This is a genomic window from Arthrobacter sp. FW306-1B-F12A (assembly GCF_058781865.1).
In genome coordinates this window covers 1-18,867 of record NZ_JBYSXD010000067.1, presented here as the reverse complement: position 1 = coordinate 18,867, position 18,867 = coordinate 1, and the positions used below count along the sequence as shown (strand labels likewise).

13 protein-coding genes and 2 pseudogenes are annotated in these 18,867 nt (G+C 62.5%); 10 read left to right on the top strand and 5 right to left on the bottom strand.

What is annotated here, in order from left to right:
- Positions 1-155 precede the first annotated feature (155 nt).
- Entirely contained in the window at positions 156-1,145 is a 990-nt protein-coding gene (locus AC3WJU_RS20995) for a helix-turn-helix transcriptional regulator (RefSeq protein WP_492260756.1), read from the bottom strand.
- A 636-nt stretch (positions 1,146-1,781) separates the two neighbouring features.
- On the opposite strand from AC3WJU_RS20995, the pseudogene AC3WJU_RS20990 reads away from it, so the two are divergent.
- The 3 genes and pseudogenes from AC3WJU_RS20990 to AC3WJU_RS20980 all read left to right on the top strand — a co-directional run.
- A pseudogene (locus AC3WJU_RS20990) lies at positions 1,782-1,961 on the top strand (aldehyde dehydrogenase family protein); the annotation flags it as partial.
- 631 nt (positions 1,962-2,592) lie between these two features.
- Positions 2,593-4,533, top strand: a complete 1,941-nt coding sequence (locus tag AC3WJU_RS20985; RefSeq protein ID WP_492260755.1) for a primary-amine oxidase — start codon at positions 2,593-2,595, stop codon at positions 4,531-4,533.
- Positions 4,534-4,852: 319 nt separating this feature from the next.
- Positions 4,853-5,473, top strand: coding sequence for a DUF5134 domain-containing protein (locus AC3WJU_RS20980; RefSeq protein WP_492260758.1), 621 nt, complete (start codon positions 4,853-4,855; stop codon positions 5,471-5,473).
- Positions 5,474-6,485: 1,012 nt separating this feature from the next.
- Here the strand turns inward: AC3WJU_RS20980 and aroA are convergent.
- The 4 genes from aroA to AC3WJU_RS20960 all read right to left on the bottom strand — a co-directional run bounded on the left by aroA (position 6,486) and on the right by AC3WJU_RS20960 (position 11,799).
- Positions 6,486-7,727: a 3-phosphoshikimate 1-carboxyvinyltransferase gene (aroA, locus tag AC3WJU_RS20975; RefSeq protein ID WP_492260754.1), complete on the bottom strand. Its 1,242-nt coding sequence runs from the start codon at positions 7,725-7,727 to the stop codon at positions 6,486-6,488.
- A gap of 638 nt (positions 7,728-8,365) precedes the next feature.
- Positions 8,366-9,070, bottom strand: a complete 705-nt coding sequence (locus AC3WJU_RS20970; protein ID WP_492260757.1) for an MgtC/SapB family protein — start codon at positions 9,068-9,070, stop codon at positions 8,366-8,368.
- 134 nt (positions 9,071-9,204) lie between these two features.
- Entirely contained in the window at positions 9,205-10,335 is a 1,131-nt protein-coding gene (locus AC3WJU_RS20965; RefSeq protein WP_492260753.1) for a pyridoxal phosphate-dependent aminotransferase, read from the bottom strand.
- Positions 10,336-10,362: 27 nt separating this feature from the next.
- Positions 10,363-11,799, bottom strand: a complete 1,437-nt coding sequence (locus AC3WJU_RS20960; RefSeq protein ID WP_492260752.1) for an alkaline phosphatase family protein — start codon at positions 11,797-11,799, stop codon at positions 10,363-10,365.
- 468 nt (positions 11,800-12,267) lie between these two features.
- Here AC3WJU_RS20960 and AC3WJU_RS20955 point away from each other — a divergent pair, with 468 nt between their 5' ends.
- The 7 genes and pseudogenes from AC3WJU_RS20955 to AC3WJU_RS20925 form a co-directional block, all read left to right on the top strand.
- Positions 12,268-13,152 carry a MurR/RpiR family transcriptional regulator gene (locus AC3WJU_RS20955; RefSeq protein WP_492260751.1) on the top strand — a complete coding sequence of 295 codons (885 nt, stop codon included), beginning with the start codon at positions 12,268-12,270 and terminating at the stop codon, positions 13,150-13,152.
- A 9-nt stretch (positions 13,153-13,161) separates the two neighbouring features.
- Positions 13,162-13,833, top strand: a complete 672-nt coding sequence (locus AC3WJU_RS20950) for an HAD family hydrolase (RefSeq protein WP_492260750.1) — start codon at positions 13,162-13,164, stop codon at positions 13,831-13,833.
- 220 nt (positions 13,834-14,053) lie between these two features.
- The gene (locus tag AC3WJU_RS20945; RefSeq protein WP_492260749.1) at positions 14,054-15,370 is read left to right on the top strand and encodes an extracellular solute-binding protein; all 1,317 of its coding nucleotides are present in this window, start codon (positions 14,054-14,056) and stop codon (positions 15,368-15,370) included.
- Entirely contained in the window at positions 15,361-16,305 is a 945-nt protein-coding gene (locus AC3WJU_RS20940; RefSeq protein ID WP_492260748.1) for a carbohydrate ABC transporter permease, read from the top strand. The genes AC3WJU_RS20945 and AC3WJU_RS20940 overlap by 10 nt, the downstream gene beginning before the upstream one ends.
- A complete protein-coding gene (locus AC3WJU_RS20935; RefSeq protein ID WP_492260747.1) occupies positions 16,295-17,164 on the top strand; it encodes a carbohydrate ABC transporter permease in 870 nt (289 codons plus the stop codon). Before AC3WJU_RS20940 ends, AC3WJU_RS20935 begins: the two co-directional genes overlap by 11 nt.
- Positions 17,165-17,184: 20 nt before the next feature.
- On the top strand, positions 17,185-18,288 hold the full coding sequence (locus AC3WJU_RS20930) for a dipeptidase (protein WP_492260746.1): 1,104 nt from the start codon (positions 17,185-17,187) through the stop codon (positions 18,286-18,288).
- 466 nt (positions 18,289-18,754) lie between these two features.
- Positions 18,755-18,867: pseudogene (locus AC3WJU_RS20925) on the top strand (pyridoxal 5'-phosphate synthase lyase subunit PdxS); the annotation flags it as partial.

Sequence of the window (18,867 nt, the reverse complement as noted above, 5' to 3'; positions counted from 1 at the left end):
TTGCCAACTACATCGCCCGATCACTCCTCGAAACCGGCGGATTCAGACCGCGATTACACCCTCAAATGCGATGAGCCCCTTAACAATCCACAGCCAGAATCCAGCGGGGCCGCCTTAAGAGGCCCCCGCTTTCTTCAGCGCGCTCCCAAGGAATGCTAGTGGACGAGCCTGGGCTGAATCAGCCGGAGTCCTTCCCCGATGGCTCGCGCGGCTACTTCCGCTCGCGACGCGGCTCCCAACTTCGCCAGCACATGCTCGACATGCGTTGATACCGTTCGCCGGCTCACCACCAGAACATCAGCAATCTCGGGATTACTGGCCCCTGCTGCAATGAGACTGACAACCTGCATTTCTCGCGCAGTAAGGCCATAAGGCGCAGGCACCTCCTGCTCGGCCACCAGCATCGTGGATCCGGCGCAACGGGTCAGGTCGAGCCGATGAAACTTTCCTGACACATCAATTGAGATATAGCTGCCATCCTTGTGGGGCGCCGCGGTAGCAAGTACGGACCACAAGGGGCCATCCGCGCGCAGAGCGGGTCCGACGTCGCGGCCGGGGATGGGACGCTGGAGACCGGAGCCTAACACCGCGACGTGCGCGTCGCTGTAGACCTCGTCTGCTATTACCCGGTAAGACTGGAGGAGATTGCTCGCGCCAGCAAGGACGGGGCGGAATTGTTCGACGACGTCTCGCCTGTCGTCCGTGGCCGCCTGCGGTGTGCTCCAGTTCATGTGGATGGCGCCGACATGGGACCCGTCCGCTAGCCACAGACTGGCGGTAAGCCCTTCATGGAATCCGGCCGGGAGAAGGTATTGCTCTGCAATAGAGGTTGTGTCGAACCTGATTTCCCAATCGCGCGCAAGATCTGACCACCGGAGGGCCCCGCGGACCCTATTGTGAAGCAGGCGGAACGCCGGATTCACTGTGTTTGGAACGAAGTCATCCAGGATGTATCTCAGTGCTTCGTCTGAGTATCCGTCGGAGGCAATCAAGCAGTTTTGTGGAGAAACGGCGAAGGGGTTTGAGCCCGTTAACGCCACGGCGTCGCATCGAACGAGGTCACGAAGCACGTCGACCAGTTGCGCACCGCGCTCAAGTACGGTTCCAGGTGCCATGGGGACGCTCTCCGACGGGAACGGATTCATTGCACTTCCTCTCTCGTCCCCGTAATTTGGTGTGCTACAAGCTTAGATCCGCCCGTCGGGCTTGCATACTGGCTCCGTGCTCGCTCTTCAGCGTCGGCACAGAATTCTGACTGTCGACAGTATCTATTGATTCCTTAATCCATGGCGACCCTTGTTTGATGAGTCCGGACCTAACCTTTCGATCCGGTCCAGTAAAGCACACACCGGCGGGCCGGCCGTTGCTACCTTGTGCCGATCAAGCACCATAAGCCTAGGAGGCTGCGCATTTGCTACCTCGGACCGCGCCTAAAAGTACGTCAGTTGACGGATTTTCTATCGTGGGCTTGAACCATAGGCTCATAGAAGACCTCGGACTACCCGGGCGGACCTCTCTAGTTTGAGGAGATGGATTCTTGCAGTACGGCAATTTTGGCGGTGTGAAGAATTGCCCACTTGAAACCTTCGTTCACTTTGCAAAAGTGACGCTCGCCTCTCAATGATGAGAAATTCCAGCAATCAGGAGCTAGCAATGACTGTTTATGCACAGCCGGGTGTCGAGGGTTCGAAGGTCACGTTCAAGGACCGTTACGAGAACCGGATCGGCGGCGAGTGGCCTGCCCCGGTCAAGGGGCAGTACTTCGAGAACATCACCCCGGTGAAATCCAGGCCGGTCGCGTCTGGGTCAACAACTACCACGCCTACCCCGCCGGCGCTGGGTTCGGCGGCTATAAGTCCTCTGGCATCGGCCGTGAGAGCTACGCCATGATGCTGGACCACTACGAGCAGACCAAGAACCTCCTGGTCAGCTACAACGAAAACAACCTCGGCTTCGTCTAAGCCGCACCCAGGGCATGAATGGTGTCTGACCACCGCAATCATCGGACCCACTCAGGTCCCACCCCAAGGGAGGTGAGTTCAAGTGAAGAACGTCAAACTCATCCACGAGCGCCGCTTGCAGTGGGAACGCGCACATCCGCTACCCAAGGAGCCCACTTCGCCGAGGGTGGCCAAGTGAGAACTCAGTCCCTCGTTAGCGAGCCCCCCTCCCGAAGCACCCGGGCCGTCCGAAAGGCATCACCATGGTAAATCCCAGACGCGACGCCGCGGTTACACTGCCCGGCGATGACTTACCCATGGTTTTGGTCCATGATTCGCCCATGTTCCACCGGCCCGTTGGATGCTGCCACGGATCGTCCTTGGGCGAATTTCAAACCGGCGAGGGGCATTCTCGGGGGTCCAAAGAGCAGTCCAGCTAGAGGAGCCACACCCATGTCGCGATGGACGTGGTGCAAGGCAAAGGGAGCGCGGTCCCGGAGAAACACGGGAAAGCAAACGCGTCCAATTCCGCTCAAGCCTCGTTGAATGCCCTTCTTAAAACAGCGCTCCGAAGCCGCGCCCGTCCGACTCTGCCGGAGAGGTGCGGCTCCAATCCCATTGGACTTCCGTCCGAAAAAGCTCAAGGAGAAACATGACCCTCAACAGTGAAGCCCAGACATCGGTCGGCGTCGCGCATCCGCTGGATCCGCTTTCCCGGATGGAAATTTCCCAGGCCGTAGCCGCCCTTAAACGTGGCCCGGCGGCCGCCGAATCATTCCGATTCGTCAGCGTCGAACTGCGGGAGCCGCCCAAGGACGCGCTGCGAACCGGCGCCATGACTGCCCGCGAAGGGGACGCCGTCCTCATCAACCGGGCGACTGGTCTGGCCTATGAGGCCGTTGTCGACCTTGAATCCAACCTCGTCACCCAGTGGAAGGAGCTCAACCACGGTGTGCAGCCTCCGATCATGCTGGACGAGTTCGAAGAATGCGAAGTCAACTGCAAGAAGGACCCACGGGTCGTGGAGGCGCTTGCCGGCCGTGGCATGACCGATCTTGACCTGGTGTGTATTGAGCCGTGGTCCGCCGGCTATTTCGGCGAAGACGCCGAAGGCAGACGCCTGATGCGGTGCCTCGTCTTCACGAGGCTTGATACGAACGACAACCCTTATGCCCATCCTGCAGAGAACCTGGTCCTGGTCTACGACCTCAACTCCGGAGTCGTCGTAGAGATCGAGGACAACGGCTTCGTCGAGGTCCCGAAGGCAACGGGGAATTACCTGCCGCAACATATCGGGCCGGCCCGCACCGACATCAAACCCATCGAGATCTACCAGCCCGGAGGTCCGTCGTTCGCCGTCTCAGGAAACCACGTTCAGTGGGCCAACTGGTCATTCCGGGTAGGTTTCACCCCCCGTGAGGGACTCGTTCTTCACCAGATGAAATTCCGGGACAAGGGCAAGGACCGCTCCGTCATCAACAGGGCTTCGCTCGTCGAGATGGTGGTGCCCTACGGCGACCCCTCACCCGTGCAGGCAAAGAAGAACGCCTTCGACGCCGGCGAGTACAACATCGGCGTCATGGCGAACTCACTGAAGCTCGGCTGCGACTGCCTCGGCGAAATCCAGTACTTCGACGGCATCGTTGCCGACAGCCATGGCAACCCCATGACAATCAAGAACGCGATCTGCATGCACGAAGAAGACGACAGCATCATGTGGAAGCACTTCGACTTCCGCAATGGAACCTCCGAAGTCCGCCGCTCCCGGAAGCTCGTCATCTCCTTCATCGCCACGGTCGCCAACTACGAGTACGGCTTCTACTGGCACCTTTACCTGGACGGCACCATCGAGTTCCTGGTCAAGGCCACCGGCATCCTCTCCACCGCCGGCCACCCTACAGGGGTGAAGAACAAGTACGGCCAGACGCTCAACAACGACGGCCTCTACGCCCCGATCCACCAGCACATCTTTAACGTCCGGATGGACTTTGAACTCGACGGCCCTCACAATGCGGTCTACGAAGTCGACACCGAAATCCCCACCGACAACCCCACACTCAGTGGATTCCACACCGTGGACCTCCTGCTCGGAACCGAGCAGGAGGCCATCCGCAAGGCCGACAGCACCAAGCACCGCTTCTGGAAGGTCGTCAACCACGACAGCCGGAACATCGTTGACGAGCCGGTCGCTTACCGCCTCATGCCCACCGACGCCATCACACTGGCAGCCCACGAAGACTCCTACGTGAGCCAGCGAGCCCAGTTCGCCCGCAATAACCTCTGGGTCACAGCCTACGACCAAACGGAACGTTTCCCAGCCGGTGAATACCCGAACCAGAGCACCGGCGGAGACGGCCTGCCCGCATGGACCTCGGCCAACCGGAACATCGCCGATCAAGATCTCGTTGTCTGGTACACGTTCGGCATGCACCACGTCGTGCGCCTCGAAGACTGGCCCGTCATGCCCCGCCAGCACGTCGGCTTCATCCTCCAACCCCACGGCTTCTTCGACCAGAACCCCACACTGGACCTCCCGCGCCCCGAAGCCCCGTCAAACAAGGCTACACACTGCTGTGAGGGCGAGAAAGACTGAATATGCGTTGGGGAACTCGGACCTCCTTACGGTCACACCGATCCCTCGGAAGGCTGGCCGAAGCTGGCTCCACCGACGCGGGGCCCTTTGTCGGTCCTCGTGGCAACACTCGGAGTCGCCGCAGTTCAAACTCTTCTCCTAAATTGATCGTGACTTGTTCAATGGTGTCGCGTTCTATCTGCACACGACCAGCACCATGAATCCTGAACGATCAGAGGAGTGGAGCACGGCAGACCGCTTGTAGTCAGCATGGGGAGTTGCCTTCAGTCAACAGGCGCCGGAAGGGCATTCGTTGGCGGATAATGAAATCTTCATTTGGGTGGTTACAAGTGCCCTCGTGGCCACAGGCCTGCACCATGCCCGGCTTGCGGTTAGAGCATCTCGGTTAGTGGGCAGAACCAATAGCGCACTTCACACGATCATGTGCCTGTGCATGCTAGCAATGCTGTGGCACCAAGTGCATTGGCCCCCTCTGTTGACGGTGTTACTTCTCGCATCTGGAGCTCTTTGGCTTTTTATTCAGGCAGTCGCCCGCCCGGAATTCAAGAGCCTCTGCCAGAGTAATGAGGATCGTGTCAAATGCGTCTATCACGGAATAGCGACGGCCGCGGGTGCTTACATGGCTGCTGCCATGGCCCTGCCATCGATAGCTCCAAGGGATCGGTCTGTTGCACCCTCAGTCCATTTACACCACGCGGCACAAGGCATCGATCCTAGAGACGCCTTGTCGGTCGATCTCGGAACAGCCGTAAACAGAGGCACTGTAATCTTCTTTAGTGCTGCAGCTGTGGTTTTCGTCGTCCTCGCACTCCGCTGCCTCAGAGAGGTAACCACAGTGTCCGGCCGAGCTACGCTGCCAGCGCGTCGTGATCCTGCCCCTGGATTCGAGGCATTGGGTGCAGGCGCAATGGCCTTGATGTACTTCGCCATGCTGCGTTGATTCACGTCATTCCTGCCTGGGCAGTCAGATCGAAGTCATCGATCGACGCAACCCGCGCCAACCTCCTCAAGGAGAAGAAAACTGAACACAAACCAAACCCAAACTCGACGTTGATTCAACACTTGCGAGTGCTGCTCCGGCGCGGCGACGTTACCTGAAGTACCTTGAGTTAGCGAGCACACAGGGCGGCAGCCCCTCGGAGTGGGGCAGCTCCTCCGGGGCCAGGACCGCCGCGGCTTCGCAGGGCCGCAGCTCAATGAGCCCATCCATTTATTGTTTCAGATGGCGATGTAGGCAGGGTTATCGGCGTGTCCAGTGATCAGTACTTGCGAATGGCAGGTCCTTGACGCCGCTACTGGCGCCATCACCGACGCAGCTGGCTGAACGTGCCCCGGAGCGGCCGCCACCATGGCTGCCTCGGCGGCACCCAGGTCAGCAGCGGCCCGGTCCGCCGATCCTGAGCAGTGCGGGTGTGACTGCGGGTGGGCGGGTTGAACCAGATCAGGAATGCGCCTGCCACCGAGACTGTGGCACCCACAGCCGTGAGCCCGACCACGGAGAAGCCGCCCGCGCAACTATGGCGCCAACAGCTGTGCCGCCCATGAAGACAATCTCCGTGGCAAACGAATCCAAAGCAAAGGACGAACGACGCTGCTCTCCGCCCACCATGACCCCCAGGACTGGCGGACCACACTTAAGATCGGCACAGCGAAGAGCGGACCCACGAAGACCAGGGAAGAATCCAGGCATAGGGCACATGTGAAACGATGGACCAGACTACTGTTTCCGAAACCACGGAAGGAATCAGAGCCTTCCGCAGTCCCATCATGTCTACGCCGTTGGGCAGGCGAACATAGCAGACGCCAGAAATTCTGTCCCTCCGGTGTCAAAGTCTGTCACCACCCCGGGCATACAACTGGGTTTATTGCGACCGAATTGGACAATAGACAAGATGGCCACAGTCCAGTCGCGTGCCTGGGGGTGGGCTGCACCCACCTCCAGCATGACCGGACTAGGCCCGGGACAGGGAGGTCAAAAATCGATGGAGGTGCTCGTGGAAGGTGGGGAAGGTTTTCTTGACGCACTGTGGGTCATCCAGGGTAAGGCCCCCGTCTATGCGCAGCCCGGCAATGCTGAAGGCCATGGCGATGCGGTGGTCTCCGAAGCAGGTGATCTCAGCGGAGCGCGGTGTCCCGGGCTGGATCTCGATCCAGTCGTGCCCGGTTTCCACGGTGATGCCCATCCTGCGGAGATTGATCGCGCAGGCCTCCAAGCGGTCGCACTCCTTGACGCGGGTGTTGTAGACATCCTCGATGCGGGTAGGTCCCGCGGCGAACGGGGCGATGGCCGCCAGTGTGGGCATCGTGTCGGAAATGTCCCGCATGTTCACGGTTATCCCCTCGAGCATCCCGTTCCCGGTCACCGTCGTGGAGTTCCCGGTTTTCTCAACGCTGGCGCCCATCCGTGCCAGGACGTCCACAAAGCCGAGGTCACCCTGGAGTGATTTTCTGCCCAAGTGGGGGACTGTGACTTCCTCCCCCAGGAGCGCTGCTGCTGCGAAGAAGTAGCTGGCGGAGGACGCATCCGGCTCAACGGTGTAGATGCATGGTTCGTACGCCTGTTGGGGGACGTCGTAGTCGCCGCCGCGCACATTGACGGTGACGCCGAAGGCCTCCATCATCTGGGTCGTAATTCGGATGTAGGGTTCCGAAACCAGGTCCGGGACACGGACGGACAGACCGCCGCGGGTCATGGGTGCCGCCAGCAGCAGGGCTGTGAGGAATTGGGAGGACACTGCTGCGTCGACGGTCAGCTCGCCGCCTTCGAGTCCGTTCGCGGTGAGGTCGAACGGGTGGTGGTTCGGTCGGCCACGGAACTCAAAGGAAACGCCAAGATACTGCAATGCCTCCGTCATCGGAGCCATAGGGCGTCGGCGCATCTGCTCTGAAGCATCGAAACGGAAAGTCCCGGTTCCGGTGGCTGCCAAGGCAGGCAGGAACCGTGCCGTGGTGGCCCCGTCCCGGCAGAACACGTCAGCGCCAGTGGCAGCCGGCCCCGCGCCCTTGCCGTGGATGATCCAGCGTCCGGGGTGGACGTCTGCGTCATAGCCCAGGGCAAGAAGCCCCTCCAGGAAGGCTTCCGTGTCGTCGGACACCAGCGGATCAAGGAGTGTGGAGACTCCGTCAGCGGCTGCTGCCAAGAACAAGGCGCGGGCAGTAATTGATTTCGAACCGGGTATGCAGACCTGGACCAAACCCTGTCCTTCCTCTCGGGCGCTGAGCTAAGCATCTCGTTTTGATCTTTGGCCGGGTTACCGGCTCACGTGGTTCGTGGTGAACGGATTCCGTGTCTTGAAAGCCGAACGGCTCGTAGTCCTGCTGTCTCGGTCGAGACGTTCCATCTGGTCAAGCTGTGCAATGACATGCTCAATGAAGGGCGGCCCCGGCTCGCCCGTCTGGTCCATGGCCGGTGGAAGCCCTCCATAGATCCGGTGTGGGCCAACCGGCAGCTGCTCTTGCACGGCCGCGACACGCTCTCGGACCGGGCACGGGATGGGCTCAGCACCATGTTCGCCGCGAGCGGCCAGCGGGAAGCCACAGGCTGCCTGGCAGGTCAAAGAGTGGCTGCGGACGCTGCTCGCTACCGGGTCTATCGCCGACGGGGGCCGGCCGCGGTGAAAGACCGCCTACACGGACTGGTCGACCGAGCCGGGCACCAGAGTCCCTGAACGAACCCCTCGGTGTCGTCAGAAACATAGGGATCCTCAAGCGTGGTGAGGTCATCGGCAGCAGCCGCAAGAAAAAGAGCAAGGGCGGTAATGGACTTGGATCCCGGACTGCCGATCTCCACGACGCCCAGACCGTGCTTTTGACTGGCTTCGTTTAGAGCTGCTCACACAGACTCCTCGACACTGGAAACACGCTCAACGCCGACCAGTTCGCTGAGTTCTGCCATAAGGGTTTGAAGGGGTGGCCGACCCAGGAACTCCATCTGGGCGTAGATGGTATTTTGTCCGTTCCGTTTGAACTGACGTGTGGAATGGATGCGAGTCTGGTAGCCCATTTCGGTGGCAACCGCCAACACTTTGCGAAGTACACCCTGGCCATCCTGATAGTGAATGATGAGAGTCCGCCGGTCAGAGGCCCGGGGGAGCCTACGCACGAGCGGTGAAATGAAAACGACTGCGATGAGGTGGAGTGCTGTGAGGGCGCACGCAAGAATCACCAGGCCTGCGCCGCAGGCCATGCCCACGGCCGCGGTCACCCAAATCGTAGCCGCGGTAGTCAGGCCTTTGACGACGTCCCGGCGTATGAAGATGACACCTGCACCGAGAAAGCCGATTCCTGAGACGATCTGTGCAGAGATGCGCGTCGGATCCACCATGGCCCCTGCGGAACTGACACTTCGGAATCCATACGCCGAGACCAGCGTGAAGCCGGCCGCGCCGAGGCCGACCAGCAAATGTGTTCGCACCCCAGCACTCTTTTGTGAGAGCTGACGTTCGATACCCAGGATGCCGCACAAGACGAAAGCGATGCCAAGAAGCATCAGTTCATCCGGAACTGTTGGAGAGAGAAATTGCACATGAGCAACCATGATCTTCACCTCCCCTGGTTAGGCGAGGGTGTCGACGGATCTAGCAGTGGCCGCCGCGCGTGGTTCACATGACTGGTAGTCACCGAGTCCCAGTTGGTTCGGGGCGCTGAATCCCGAGCCCGGTTGGAAGTCGGTCATTGGTCCCACCAGTTTTCGAAGATGGCGGACATGCGCTCGAGTCCGCTGCGGAGGTCGTCTTCGTCGATCGCGAAGCTCATGCGGATATGCCCCGGGGTTCCAAAGGAGGTGCCCGGCACAACCACGACCCCGCCGTCGAGCAGGCGGTCGGCGACGGTCAGATCGTCCCCGTAGCGCTGCACGTTGGCGAAGACGAAGAAGCCGCCGTCAGGTGGAGTCTGGAAGAGGCCGAGTGGTTCCAGCACTGTCCTGCAGAGTTCGAGCCGGCCGCGAAGCAGCTCTCTGAACTGGGCTGTCACATCAGGGCCGGTGAGTGCGGCGAGGGCCGCGGCCTGGCTGGTGCGGTTGACGTTGGAGGTCGTGTGGGATTGGACCGCGATGGCGGCGTCGACGATCTGTTTTGGACCTGACATCCAGCCCACACGCCAGCCTGTCATCGCGAACGACTTGGAGACGCTCCCGACGGTGACGAGTCGGTTTGTCAGGCGCTCTTCGATGAACGCCGGGGCCGGTACTGGCCTGAACGCCAGGTCGACGTAGGTCTCATCGGCAACGACCCAGAGCCTGTGATCGGCCGCCCAGCCGAGGATCGCGCGCAGCTCCTGTTCGTCGAAGACCAGGCCGGTGGGGTTGTTCGGTGAGCAGATCAGGATCGCCCGGGTCGCCGGGGTGAGGGCAGCAGCCAAGTCATCGACGCTGACTTTCAGCGCTCCGGGTGCCGGATTGACGGTGACGGGGACGCCATTGGCGAGCTGGACGGAGGAGGGGAAAGTGACCCAGTAGGGCGCGGGGATGAGGACCTCGTCGCCGGCCTTAAGGAGGGTCATGAAGGTGTTGAACAGCGCCTGTTTGGCGCCGTTGGTGACGGCGACTTCCGCGGCCGTGACGGCTCGTGGGGTGCGGCGCGAGAGCCGCCCGGCGATCGCCTGCCGCAGCGCCTCTTCCCCGGCGGTTGGACCGTAGTGGTGGTTCTCGGGGCGTGCTGCAGCCGCAGTGGCTGCCTCGACGATGTGCGCCGGGGTGGCAAGTTCGAATTCTCCGGCTGAGAAGTCGAAGACCTTGGTGCCTTCGCGGCGCAGCAGGTCGGCGCGTGCGCGGAGCGCTGCTGTCGGTGACATGGTGACCATCTGGTGTGTTCCTTCTTTCGTGAGTACTTAGTTGGCGGTGGCGCCCGTTGCGCCGAGCAGGTACGTGCGCCCGTCATATCGGAGCCGCTGGAGCCTGATGTGGTTGCGCTCCACGGTTGGGATGGTGGCTTCGCCCTGGGTCACGTCCCCACCGTCGAGCAGGGATTCGGCGAGAATGCGCCCGTCGGTCCCGGGGAGCCCGGTCCCCATGACGAGTAAATGGAGGGTAGCGGCGACGTCAGCGGGTCCGGCCGGAAGCGCGTGCTGGACGGCGCTGCGGAATGCGGGCCCGTGCAGGACAAGGGGAATCCGCATGTCATCGGGATGGACGCTGCCATGAACGCCCAGATACGGAGCGGCACCTTCCTCACGGAAATGCAGTGCGGAACCACCTGTGGATTGGTTGTCAGGGTCTGGCGTGCCGGTTCGGGCGGTGATCACCACATCGGGGCTGAAGGGCGAGGCGTTGTCCACGACGAGGGAGAGCGGGAAAGAGTTGGCGGGGCAGTGCGTGTCTGCGGAGAACACCGCGCCGGTCCAGTCCTGGGCCGCTATCTCCCGGACCAGTTCTTTGCGAGCGGTGGGAGGCACGGAGTGGTGAAAGTATCCGAAGATCGCTCCGCTGTTGAATGTCAGGGTCAGGTGCCCCGCCGGTATGCCGGTGCGGGCCGCGAGGTCCTGCACCAGGGGGCCGGCCTCGAGCGACTCGCTGGCGTCGCAGAAGCCGTGATCGGAGGTGACGAGAAGGTCGCACTCACGCCCTGCGGCGATCGCGCCCTGATGGAGCTGCTCGATCACGCGGTCCACCCGCCGAATCGCGACCCGACTTTCCGTAGATGCGGGACCGTGATCGTGGCTGGCGGTGTCGGGCTGCCCGCACCAGAAGACCAGCAAATCGGGCGCGAGGGCAGAAATCGCCGTGCGCGCCGCAGCGCCCGCCCACTCCAACGCCTCGTCCTCGGATGCCGGCGGTGCACCAAGGGCATCGAACGCAGACCGTGCTGAGTCCGGGACCGACCGGTAGACCTCTCCTTCGGGCGCGACGGACGCGATCGAGGTACCGAGGCCGTGATCCGATCCTGGGTTGAGGAGGTACGTGCACCCGGCCGACCCGTTGCCGACCACCACTGCTACCTTCCCTGCTGCAGCCGCGCGCTCGGCGATCGTCAACTGCGGCATCGCCCCACGCATGCGCAGCCTGCGGACGTCGTCGACGACGGCTGTGTCCAACGGGCCGACTCCCTCGGCCCACACATGGTTGCCGAAGATCCCCGTACTGCCCGGCAGTGCCCCGGTGGCCATCGTGGCCGCGTTGGCACGGGTCAGCGTGGGAAACGCCGCCAACGCATTGGAATAGCTGCTGCCCTCGCGTTCGATGCGCGAAAGGAACGGCATGGAATCATCGGTGATGTCAGACGGCTTCAGGCCATCCACGACCACCAGGATCGTAAGGCGCGCACACATTTGTTTACATGCTCCTATGGGGTAGTTGAGGATGAGCGACACGGCACAACCGCCCTGCCTCGGCTCGAAGTAGTGGCTCAGAAAGCGGTCCCGGCTAACGAGATAATGAACCGGATTGGCTGGAATAGTTATCCTAGCACACATCCAGAATGGGAATTATGATCCAAAATTAGGGCGGGTAGGCCTGGCGATCAGAGGCTTGCTGGTGGCTGGAGCAAATTGTCTACGCCCCCTGGGCGGTCTTATCGCCTGAAACCTCCTGAGTCGCGGGTCCATCCGTAAACATCGCATTGGTGCGTGACAGGGCCGTCGGATTACATCCGGTTCCCGGAACTCAGGGCAATCGAATCGAGCACTAAGATGTTGGATGAACTATCCAAGGATTTAGGGACTCCGCTGGATCATCGTTCCAAGATGTGCTAATTTAATCATCGTGGAAACGACGCTCGATCGTTTTGGAAGGTTTCGATGACTTTGACTAAACCCGCACTCTCGACCGGAGAGTTCTTCGTCCGTGCTCAGGCCGCACTGCCGGGACTCGGGGAAACCAATCGTCGGGTCATCGAGGCCATCATCGGCGCGCCGGAAAAAGTCGTGAGCGGTTCCGTGACGGATTTGGCGCAGCTTGCCGGTGTTGCCCAGTCTTCAGCCGTTCGTGCCTGCCAACGAATCGGGTATCGCGGTTATCAGGATGTCAAGATCGCCATCACGAGGGACCTCGCCTACCAGAGCCAGCGCCAGGACGGGATTGTGCACGAGGAGGGAATCGACGGCGAGACGCCAACGGCCGAACTCATCGACCGCATCCTGCGTCGCAGCGGCCGCGCCCTCGTCGACGCAACCCAGACCCTCGACCCCGAGGCGTTTGCTGAGGTGACCGGCAGGCTCACGACCGCGAAGCGGATCCTGATCGTCGGCAACGGCACCTCGTCGGCGCCGGCCCAGGACGCCGCCTACCGGCTGGCCGCACTGGGCTTCATCGTCAACGCACCCGGCGACGTCATGGCCCAACACCTCATCGGCCGCCAGCTCGATGCCTCCAGCGTCTGCCTCGTCATCAGCCACACCGGCTCCAGCCGGGAAAGCCTCACGATTGCGCGGACGGCCAAAGATAACGGCGCATACATCGCCGCGATTACCAGTTTCAGCAGCTCACCACTTACCAAGATCGCCGACGCCTCGCTGGTCGCGGGCGGCCCGGACTACGGCTTCCGCCTCGAAGCCATGGCCAGCCGCCTGGCCCATCTCGGCGTCGTCGACGCCCTGTTCGTAGGGATCGCGGTGCGACGCCCGACTGAATCAATCTCCGCCCTCGACGCCATGGCTGACCTCACCGTCGAACACTCTCTCTAGGAAAAACCAATGACCACCACCGACACCTCTCTACCGATCAGCCTCGCCGTGATCGACATGGCGGGGACCACCATCTCCGACAACGGCTCCGTTGAGCAGGCCGTCGACCACGCGCTCGCCTCGGTCGGCCTCCACGCCGTCGCTCCCGAGCAGCTCAAGTCCCTTCGGGGGATGTCGAAATCCGAGATGTTCTCGCACCTCACCCCCGACCCAGCAAAGGCGACTGCAGCGCACCTGACGTTCACCGAGCGGATGCTCGCAGCCGTTGAGGCCGATGCTTTCACGCCCAAAGACGGAGCGACAACGCTGTTCTCCGCGCTGCGCGCGCGGGACATCACGGTCTGCCTCATGACCGGCTTCCAGCGCAGCGTGCAGGAGGCGCTGCTCGAACGATTCGGCTGGGCCGATCTGGTGGACCTGACGGTCGCCCAGTCCTCTGAGCTCCGCGGTCGCCCCTACCCGGACCTCATCCTCCGCGCAGCCATCCAGACACGAACCGACCACGTCCGGCAGATCCTCGTGGCCGGGGATACCACCAACGACTTGCTCGCAGGCACTCGCGCGGGCGCCGGGCACGTCATCGGCGTCCTCGGCGGGGCGCACGACCGGGAGCGGCTCGAGGCCTCGCCCCACACCGCACTTGCCGCGCACCTCACTGACATCATCGACATCCTCAACTAGTTCGAGCACTGAATGGAACAACTATCCTGTTGAATGTTACTTTTTAGATAATTAGTCCAGCGTTCACTCAGGCGCAAGCACGCGGCCAAGAACATTCCGGATGCTTGCATCGGAACAACAGAGCCAGGGCTCTCTCGGCAGCCGGACAGTTCCAGACCTCACACCTCTGCCCTCCATCCTTCCCACCTCCCTGGATCCCCCAACTTCAGACAGGACCGTCATGACACCCTCAACAATCGTCCACACGGCAATGAACCGGCGCTGTTTTATCGGCCTTGCCGGTCTAGGTGCTGCCGGGGCTGCCTTGGCCGCGTGCGGGAGCACCGGCGCGGGCCAGGCCTCCACCCAGACCGTCACGATCGAGTACTGGCACCAGTTCTCCGCCGCTTACGGCGGAGCAGCGATGGAAAAGCTGATCACGACCTTCAACGAGAAGAACCCCGACATCCGGGTGATCAGCAGCTACAAGGACGCCGCGACCCAGCCTCTGCAGTTGCTGCAGCCCACGTTTGTCGGGGGTGCCACCCCGCCCGACGTCGGCGCCATCTACTTCGGCAGCGAACTCCTCGGCTTCGTAGCGAACAAGTTCCCCTACGTCACGGTCGACCAGCTCGCCGAGAAGTTCGCCGGCAAGGATTTCCTGGCCAAAATGCCGGACAACATGCTCCAGGCCGCGAAGGTCGGTTCCACCCAGGTCGGACTGCCTTTGTACGCCGCGGTCCTGACGGGCATCTACAACGTCGATGTCCTGCGTGGCGCCGGCATCGACCCTGCGAGCCTGACCACCTGGGATCAGTGGCGGACCGCGGCGACCAAGATCCGGCAAAAGACCGGCGCGCCGCCGCTGTGGATCCACCTGGACTCCACCGACAACTGGGGCTCCACAACGCTCATCGAGAGCAACGGCGGCCGACTCGTTGGCTGCGGGCCCGATGGCGCCAAGGCCACCCTCGCCGACCCTGCCGGGGCGGGCGCGATTGAAATGTGGGCCGGCCTTGTCCGCGATGGCCTCGCCAGCCCCGCCCGCTCCGCCGCCGCCCAGCAGGCCTTCATGGCCGGCCAGCTCCCGGTCCTGTTCACGACCCCGGGCCTGTTCGGGACCTTCAAGTCCCAGGCGAAGTTCGAAATCGCCGGCACGCCCGCCCCGTCGTTCGGATCCACCCCCAAACGCCTGCCGATCGGCGGCAAGCTCACGGTCTGCTTCTCCCGTGATGAACGCAAACAGCAGGCATCCTGGCGGCTCATGCAATTCCTGGCTTCTCCCGAGAGCCAAGCCGCCCTGGACAAAGCAACCGGCTACCTCCCGGTCCGCCAGGACGTTCCCCGGCCCGATGACGCCTTCGGAAGGCTCGGCGTGGAGCAAGCCGCGTTCGCCGTGCCCCGCCAGGGCTTCCCCGGCCCGCAGGGCCCGCAGGCCGCACAGGCGCTCTTCGACGGAATGGTCGGGTTGCTGGGATCACGCGATGAAGTCGGGCCGGCGCTGGCCGGGATCGCCACGAAGATCGACGGCCTGATCAAGGGACAGCCATGTCCGTGACCACCACAGTGACGGCGCACCCCGGGCCTGCCCGAGCAGCGCGCCCCCACCGCCGCGTCCCGGCGTGGACCCGGCTGCGCCCGTACGTGTTCACCGGCCCGGCGCTGCTGCTGCTGGTGCTGTTCCTGTTCCTGCCGCTGCTGCTGGTTGCCGTGCTGAGCCTGTTCGAGTGGAACCTCATCACGCCGGCCCCGGACTGGGCAGGACTTCAGAACTACCAGGGGCTGTTCACTCCGGAATTCGGCACGCTGCTCGTGCAGAGCCTGGCGTACGAGGCTCTGGCCCTGCTGGGCAGCTTCGCCCTGCCGATCACGCTCGCGATACTTACCCGCTGGGCCGGAGCGCGGAGCGCGGCCTTCCACCAGGCAGTGCTGTTCACTCCCACGATGATCGCCGCTGCTGCCGCAGGGCTGGTCTGGCAGTTCCTGCTGCTTCCCGGCGCCGGACCGGTCGACGCAATGCTCAGCCCTCTCGGGCTGGGGTCGCACGACTGGCTGAACTCCCCGCAGACCGCACTCGTGGCGCTGAGCGTCATCGCGACGTGGAAGTCCTTCGGCTTCAACTACGTTGTCGCCCTTGCCGGAATGTCGGCAGTGCCGGCCCCGCAACTGGAAGCTGCCCGGATCGACGGGGCAAACACACCCCAGCTGGTCCGCTACGTGATCCTCCCGATGATGGCCCCGACCATTCTGTTCCTCATGCTCACCACGGTGATCCAGGCGCTGCCCAACGTCTTCGTGTTCATACAGATCATCACCCAGGGCGGCCCAAACGGCGCGTCGAACAACGTGTTATACGACTCCTACCGGAACGCCTTCCAGCAACTGGCCGTCGGACCGGGCGCGGCCGCCTCCTTCGTCTTGGTCTTGGTTCTCACCGCGGCCGCGATCTGGCAATTCCGACTCCTCGACAGGCGTGCGCACTATGACCACTAGCCCCCGCACCATCAAGGCCACGCGCCCCCTGCACAAAAGACTTCGAATCGGCCAACTGACCGTGCAGCTCGTCATGGCGGCCGCCTCGATCTTCACCCTCGCACCCATCGTGTGGATGATCGGGATCAGCTTCAAACAACCCGCCGACATCTTCGAGGACCCGCTCAACCCGCTACCGGCGAACCCGACCCTGGCCAACTACATCCAGGCCTTCACCACCAGCGACATCCCCCACCAGTTCCTCAACAGCATGATCTTCGCCGGAGGCACCACGCTGGGCCAACTCGCCCTCGCTATCCCCGCCGCCTACGCGTTCAGCCAGTGGATCTTCAAAGGCGCCAACGTCTTGTTCGCGATCTTCCTGGCCTCGCTGCCCATCCCGTTCATCGTCTTCCTGATCCCGAACTACATCATGGTCGCCCAGACCGGCTTGCTGAACACCTACGCCGGCCTGATCATCCCGCAACTGGCCAGCGCCTACGGGGTCTTCCTGCTAAGACAACATTTCCGCGCATTCCCCCAGAGCATTCTGGAGGCGGCCCGGATCGACGGCGCGAACGAAACCACCGTGATCACCCGCATCCTCATGCCGGCCGTCCGGGGCCCGATCGTATCGCTGGGAGTGTTCGTCTTCGTCGGCACGTGGAACGAATACATCTGGCCCAGCCTGATAGCGCCCAGACCAGAGATGCAGATCCTCACCGTGGGCCTCACCCAGTTCGCCAGCGCCGAAGGCGGCAACCAATGGGGACCCACAATGGCCGCAGCGACACTCGTTTCCATCCCAACCCTCGCCGCATACCTGCTCATCAGACGTCAGATCGTCGGCGCCGTCGCGGCAGGCGCCGTGCACGGATGACACCATTTGGAGGCCCACGCATGACCACCGAACACCACCTGATCATCGACGGCCACAACGACATGTTCTGGAAGCACAACAAGCTTGCCGGCCTGGACTTCCGCCGGCTCGACCCCGCGCACGAGCAGCCACAGATGCAAACAGACCTGGTCCGCCTCGCCCGAGGCGGCGTCGGGGCACAGTTCTGGTCCATCTGGGTGCCCTGCACCACCAACCCGGCCGACATACCCGCCCTGACCCTCGCCCAGATCGAGGCGGTCCACCGTATGTGCGAAACCTACCCGCACCTCACAACCCTGGCCCGGTCCGCCGACGACATCGAACGCTGCTTCACCGAAGGCCGGATCGCGTCACTGATGGGCCTGGAAGGCGGCCACCAGATCCTGGACTCCATCGATATCCTGCGATTCCTGCACCGCAACGGGATCAAGTACATGACACTGACACACAACGCGAACACCACCTGGGCGGACAGCGCAACCGACGTCCCGTGCACCGGCGGCCTCACCCCATTCGGCGAACAGGTCGTTGCGACCATGAACGAGCTCGGCATGCTCATCGACCTCTCCCATTGCGCCGACACCACCGTCAGACACGTCACACGTCTCACCACAGCGCCGCTGTTTTTCTCCCACACCGGCGCCCGGGCACTGTGCGACCACCCCCGCAACGTCACCGACGACACGTTGAAGGCGGTGAGGGCGAGTGGCGGGATCGTCATGGTCGTCTTCCTCCCCGAATTCCTCTCCACGGAATACGGCGCCTGGTCCGCGGCACGCAAAGCCGAGCAGCTAGGCTGGACAGGACCGCAAGCGGCCGCCCGGGAAGCCGCATGGCTCGCCGACAACCCCAAACCGCCCTGCGGTATCCGAGAAATCTGTGACCACATAGACCACATCCGCGACATCGCCGGGATCGACCACGTCGGAATCGGCAGCGACTTCGACGGTATGACGCCCCCCGACGACATGGCCTCAGTGGACCGCTACCCGGACCTGCTTGCGGAACTCGACCGGCGCGGATGGTCAAACTCCGACCTCGCCGCCCTCACCCACAACAACATGATCCGCGTCCTTCGCGCCACCGAGGCAAGCGCGGGAAAGACCAAAAGCACGAAAACATGACCGGTTCCGCGATGCATACGGCTGGCTATCAGGACTAAATTGTCACAAGCCCGCACACCCCTGCCAAAGCGAGATCGGCATGGCTTCAAAAGCCACCGCTGCACCGACCAACGCGGACGACTTGGGTGCAGCCGACTGCGCTCCCGGGTCGCGCGCCCATGAAGGCCGCAAGATACGGGTTAGATGGCTGCCAGGTGCCGGATCGCCAGTGTTCCCTTGGAAGAGACAGATAGTTCAGCTTCAACCGGTCACGCTCGTACATCATTCCTCGTTCTATTCGAATAACGCCGGGTTGCGAATCTAGGACCGGGAGCGTCGAACGTGATCCAGCTTTGCTCTTTGCCTATCCGAACTGCTTACTGATGGAGTTTCTTTGAAAGCACATAAAAGATCCGCCGCAATTACCCCTCAAGATGATCTTTCAGAGAGGGACCTTTTCCCAGTGACCACGACAGGATCCTCTGACATGGAGACGGTCGGCACCTCCCAGGTGAAGCTGGGTATGGCCGAGATGCTCAAGGGCGGCGTCATCATGGACGTCGTCAACGTCGAGCAGGCCCGCATCGCCGAAGATGCCGG